At 58.6% G+C, this 4586-nt stretch carries 6 protein-coding genes and 1 pseudogene; all 7 read right to left on the bottom strand.

Features of this window, described 5'->3' with window-relative positions; translation table 11 throughout:
- Positions 1–163 precede the first annotated feature (163 nt).
- Positions 164–655, bottom strand: coding sequence for a F0F1 ATP synthase subunit B (locus tag IB244_RS31320; protein ID WP_018859318.1), 492 nt, complete (start codon positions 653–655; stop codon positions 164–166).
- Positions 656–658: 3 nt separating this feature from the next.
- Complete coding sequence (locus IB244_RS31315; RefSeq protein WP_018859317.1) at positions 659–1297, bottom strand: F0F1 ATP synthase subunit B; 639 nt, start codon at positions 1295–1297, stop codon at positions 659–661.
- 78 nt (positions 1298–1375) lie between these two features.
- Positions 1376–1603, bottom strand: a complete 228-nt coding sequence (locus IB244_RS31310; protein ID WP_003588243.1) for a F0F1 ATP synthase subunit C — start codon at positions 1601–1603, stop codon at positions 1376–1378.
- A 73-nt stretch (positions 1604–1676) separates the two neighbouring features.
- Positions 1677–2429, bottom strand: a complete 753-nt coding sequence (locus IB244_RS31305; RefSeq protein ID WP_018859316.1) for a F0F1 ATP synthase subunit A — start codon at positions 2427–2429, stop codon at positions 1677–1679.
- 73 nt (positions 2430–2502) lie between these two features.
- Positions 2503–2847, bottom strand: coding sequence for an AtpZ/AtpI family protein (locus IB244_RS31300; protein WP_018859315.1), 345 nt, complete (start codon positions 2845–2847; stop codon positions 2503–2505).
- A 282-nt stretch (positions 2848–3129) separates the two neighbouring features.
- On the bottom strand, positions 3130–4308 hold the full coding sequence (locus IB244_RS31295; RefSeq protein ID WP_169684539.1) for a cell wall hydrolase: 1179 nt from the start codon (positions 4306–4308) through the stop codon (positions 3130–3132).
- Positions 4309–4436: 128 nt separating this feature from the next.
- Positions 4437–4586: pseudogene (locus IB244_RS32660) on the bottom strand (IS110 family transposase); the annotation flags it as partial.

Raw genomic sequence — 4586 nt, 5'->3', positions numbered from 1 at the left:
ATCCTTCGGCACCAGACTGTCGAGCGTCACCATCTCAAGAGCCGTCTGGGTGGGGGCAGGTTTCTTCAACATGTCCCAATGAATCACAAACCCCCAGACGGTGCCAGGGGTTTGTCAGCAATCTGAGCCCGGCATCAGCCGGGCTCTTAAGTACTTGGCAAGCTTAGTTGAGGCGGCTCTTGACCTGACCGACCGCGTCGCTGAAGAGTTCGGACCGAACCTTCGTGTCGGCCTTCTTTGCCAGAACATTTTCGGCAGCAGCGATTGCCAGATCGACGGCAGCGGAACGCACCGCCTTCATCGCATCGGCTTCCGCCTGCTTGATCTTCTGCTCGGAAACCGTCGTGCGGTTTGCGACGAATTCTTCCGTCTTCTTCTTGGCTTCGGCGGTCAGCATTTCGGCCTCGCGCTCGGCTGCAGCAACGATGTGTGCAGCTTCAGCTTCGGCTTCCTTACGCTTGCGCTGATATTCGGCCAGTAGGTGCTGGGCTTCTTCGCGCAGGCGCTTGGCTTCCGAGAGCTCGTTGCGGATCTGATCGGCGCGGTCGTCCAGCGACTTGGCCATCATGCCCGGAACCTTGAGGTAAACAACCAGCGCCAGGAACAGGACAAGGCCGACAAATGCGAAGAATGTTGCGTCGAATGCAAATTCCATCGATCAAGCCCCCTTCTTGATATCAGCGACTGCGGCGGCAACATCTGCCTTTGCCGAGGTGCCGATCAGCTGCTCTACGACAGCCGTTGCTGTTTCTTCGGCGATGGTGCCGACGTCAGCGAATGCTTTCGCCTTAATGTCTGCGATGCGACCTTCGGCAGCCTTGAGCTTTTCGGCCAGACCTGCTTCCACGGCCTTGCGGTCGGCTTCCGCCTTCAGCTTGGCAGCGTCGCGGGCGGCTGTGCCAATCGCGTTCGACTTGGCGCGCGCGGCGGCCAATTCGGCTTCGTAAGCGGCAACATCGGCGTCCGCTTCCGCCTTCAGGCGGCCTGCCTCATCGAGGTCCTGCGAGATGCGGTTGTGACGCTGCTCGAGGATATTGCCGATGCGCGGCGCGATGACCTTTTGCATGAGCACGAAGAAGACGACAAACGTAATTGCCAGCCAAAGCAGCTGCGAAGCGTAGGTCGTCGAATCGAAAGGCGGAAACACGCCGCCACCATGATGCTCGGCTGGTACGCCGGTCTCGGTGTGGACATCGCCTGCTGCCGGGGCGGCATGCGTGTCTGTACCGGTTGCTGCACCAGTTTCTGCGGTTCCCGCCGGGGCCTCTTCGGCGTAAGCCGGGGTCACAAAAAACATGCTCACCTCCAGGTGTACTGCAAATGCAAAGGATCACGGCATGCGGACTGCAGGCCGTGATCCTTCAATGCGCCTGTATTAAACGGCGAAGAGCAGGAGGAGAGCGACGAGCAGCGAGAAGATGCCCAGAGCTTCCGTAACGGCGAAGCCGAAAACCAGACGGCCGAACTGGCTGTCAGCAGCAGACGGGTTGCGCAGAGCGCCGGACAGGTAGCTGCCGAAGATGTTGCCGAGGCCGAGAGCCGTACCGGCCATACCAAAGCAAGCCAGACCTGCACCGATGAACTTTGCTGCTTCCGCTTCCATGTTGAACTCCTTTGAAATGGTTGTGTTGCGGCGAAATTGACTGACGCCGGAGGGACGTCAATGTCGGTATCCCTTAGTGGCCACCCGGATGGATCGCGTCATTGAGGTACATGCATGTCAGCACCGCAAAGACGTAAGCCTGGAGGAAGGCGACGAGGAACTCGAGACCGGTCAGGGCGACCGTCATAATCAGGGGAAGAACGGCTCCACCAACACCGACCGCACCCAGCGCTCCAAGCGAGGCAACGAAGCCTGCGAACACCTTCAAGGTGATGTGACCAGCCAGCATATTGGCGAAAAGACGAACAGAGAGCGAAATCGGGCGGGACAGGAAGGAAATGATTTCGATCGACACAACAAGGGGCAGAAGAATGCCAGGAACGCCTTGCGGGACAAAAACATTCAGGAAGTGGAAGCCGTGCTTATAAAAGCCGTAGACGAGAACCGTGCCGATAACGAGCAGCGCTAGCGCGAAGGTGACGATGATCTGGCTGGTGACCGTAAAGAAGTACGGGAACATGCCGAGCAGGTTTGCCGTCAACACGAACATGAAGAGCGAGAAGACCAATGGGAAGAACTTCATCCCCTTGGATCCGGCGCCTTCCTTCAGCATGTTGGCGATGAACTCGTAGGACATCTCCGCAACCGACTGTGAGCGGCCCGGCACGATCGCCCGGTTGGACGTCGAGAAATACAGGAAGCCGGCGGCAACGGCAGCGGACGCCACCATGAAGAGCGATGCATTCGTAAACGAGAAATCAATTCCGCCGACTTCGATCGGCACAATCTTCTGGATCAGGAACTGATGGGTCGGATCGTTAGACACCGCTTGTTCTCTCTATCTTTAGCCCGCGCGAGACGGGATTATTGCACTGGATCGAACGCCGGAGCGCCCTGCCCTATTTTCCACCATCCTGGCGCTCGGTAGGATCCGGTTTTGCAACCTTCCCCGCAGCGCGCAGAACGTTCAATACGCCGGCACAAAACCCAAGAAGAAGAAGAACGATCAATCCCCAAGGCGCCGTACCGACAAAACGGTCGAGGAGATAGCCAAGAACGGCGCCTACGACGATAGCGGAGATGAACTCGCTCGAAAGCTTCATCGCCTGGGCATAACCTTTGCGGCTTGCCTCGGCGCTGGCTTCGATAGCCTCTTCCTTCCCTGCTTCTACGCGCTTGGTTGCGAGTTTCGCTTCCAATTGCGCACGGCGCTTCTCAAGACTTTCCTCGCGGTCTTCCGCCATGGTGCTCTCCTCCGCCAGCCGCTGTCCGCGATCCCGCTACCCCGGTTTTCCGGACAACGACCCCAAGGTTTGAGAACCTTTCGGCCCGTTTTGAAGTCGCGCGCAACATAGTTTTAGCAAAAAGCATAGTCAAGGCGTGAGCGGTGGATGTCCAGCCATAAAATAGGCGATAAAAAACATGGGCTTAGGCCGATCTTGGCGCACTTATCCAAAATCGACCGAAAGAATCCGCTTTCCTGTGCTGCCAAGAGACGCAAAATCGCGTCAGGATTGGCTTTTTCCTCAGCTCCAACCGCCGCCATAGGTGCGATAGAAGACGTGCAGGCCGATGCGGCCGACCTTTTCCATGGTCTTTGCCCATTTCGGACGAACATAGACGGCATGGTAGTGCGTGGCGGAGCCAACCTGCGGGAGCCAGATCTTGCCGGCGGTGACCGCCATCGCGACTTCGCGGGCGATTCTCCAGTGATACTGCGAGTTCACCCGGTCCTTGATGTTGTCGCAGGCAAAGGAGAACTGGCATCGGTTGCGCCAATCCTCGTTCTGGTAGACGACGCCGCAGATCGTCTTCGGGTAGGCCGGATTGCGGACGCGATTGAGAATGACCTGCGCGACGGCGGCCTGCCCCTTCACCGTTTCGCCACGCGCTTCGAAATAGATGCCGGATGCCAGGCACTGCTGCTCGGCCGCCGAAAACACCGAGGGCGCCAAGATGCTTGCGGCCCAGGCGTGATCCCGCGGGCCGATCTGCGGCACGAAGCGGCCGTCGTCGGCCTTGTCGGTGAGAATCGAATCGAACGGCGACTGACGGGAGTAGTCGGGAGCGGACGGCGCATAGGCCGTCGCCAGCACGTCAGCCTTCGCGTTGGTCACGAGACCAGCCAGCATGGGCGAGACGCCGCGGTCCGGCTTGGGCGGTTCCTTCTTATAGAAATTGGTCGCGATCTGGATTTCCTTGCCCTTGATCTTCGGCTTCACGAAGGCGGATTTGTCCTTCAGGTCGAAGGTGGGCTGAAAGAGCAGGCGCGTTCGCTGGAGAATGGACCCGGCGGAAAAGTCCTTCGGCGGCTGCACCGTTTCGACAGCAACGACGCGGCCTTTCTTGGCCGGGCGATTGACGCGGTCCTCGTCCGACGTCGCCTCGTGTCCCTTGTCCTTCGCCATGAATGCGACCTTGCGGCCGTCGGGCAAAACCATGCCGGCCCCGGCAGCAATCGTGCCCGTGACTACGGGATCGGCAAAGGTCAGCTCAGCCTGATGGATCGAACCTGCCGGCGAATTGGTTAGAACCATGCGCCAGTTTTCCCTACCCTGGTCGAGGCCGGCAAGCAGAGCCGCGAGGTCGGCATGCGACGCCATCGTCGGTGACATCAGCCACCCGCAAACGCCGAAGAGCGCGGGTGAACTCCAATTTTGAAGCAAGAGGCGCAGCTTGCCACGGGAAGGGCTATTTCGACGCAACGCGAGACTCCGGCATGAGACGCATGAACATGCCGTTGAAAATGTCTCATTAACCTTGATGCTTGGTTAATGCCGTGGCCCTCCGGAGACGAAAGATTAGCGCGAGGGAAAATAAAAAAGCAACGGTGTTAGGCGTCAATCACCGTTGCTAGATAGTCTCTCATTTTGGCATTGAGGATTATGATCATCCTTCGCATGACCGCGACGAGAGCGACCTTTCCGGGCTTTCCTTTCGCTCTCAGTCGTTCGAAGACGGCCTTCATGGCTGGATCGAAGCG

Origin of the sequence: Rhizobium sp. RHZ02 (assembly GCF_014851575.1) — a bacterium.
In the GTDB taxonomy this organism is placed as follows: domain Bacteria; phylum Pseudomonadota; class Alphaproteobacteria; order Rhizobiales; family Rhizobiaceae; genus Rhizobium; species Rhizobium altiplani.
This window is presented reverse-complemented; position numbering and strand designations above follow the sequence as displayed.